This window comes from Mesorhizobium sp. M2C.T.Ca.TU.002.02.1.1 (assembly GCF_003997225.1).
The window spans coordinates 1-407 of sequence record NZ_RZTO01001569.1 but is presented as its reverse complement, the minus strand read 5'-3'; the positions used below and the strand labels follow the sequence as shown (position 1 = coordinate 407).

The following is a 407-nucleotide window of genomic DNA, read 5'->3' as shown; positions in this document are numbered from 1 at the left end:
CCTCCTGCCTTTCCTGATCACCGCCTGGGTGCCGCAGCCGGCATCGAGCAACGGGCCATCGCCCGCCGGCACATGGCGCGCCACCCAGGCGGTGATCAGGAAAGGCAGGAGGTAGCCGAGCGAGGCGGTCTCGCTGTCATAGGTCGCGGCCCATGCGGCATAGGCCTCTTCAAGCGCTTCCGGCGTGTCGGCCGTATAGACGGAATCCAGCGCCGCATTTACTTTGTCGCCGATCCTGGGGACCTCCTCAAGGGGAATGCTCGGGGATCGTAGCGCTGCCTTGGCCGAAAAACTATTCCTCGTGCTGGCGGCGCAGCCGCCGCTCCAGCGCCCTGAGCGCCAGCGACAGGCCGACGGTCAGGATGAGATAGATGTAGGCCGTTATCGAATAGGTCTCGAAGAAGCGA

At 64.6% G+C, this 407-nt stretch carries 2 pseudogenes; both read right to left on the bottom strand.

The features are described from left to right. Positions 1-234 (bottom strand): annotated as a pseudogene (locus tag EOD07_RS39015) (hypothetical protein); the annotation flags it as partial. 58 nt (positions 235-292) lie between these two features. Continuing rightward, positions 293-407 (bottom strand): annotated as a pseudogene (locus EOD07_RS37325) (amino acid ABC transporter permease); the annotation flags it as partial.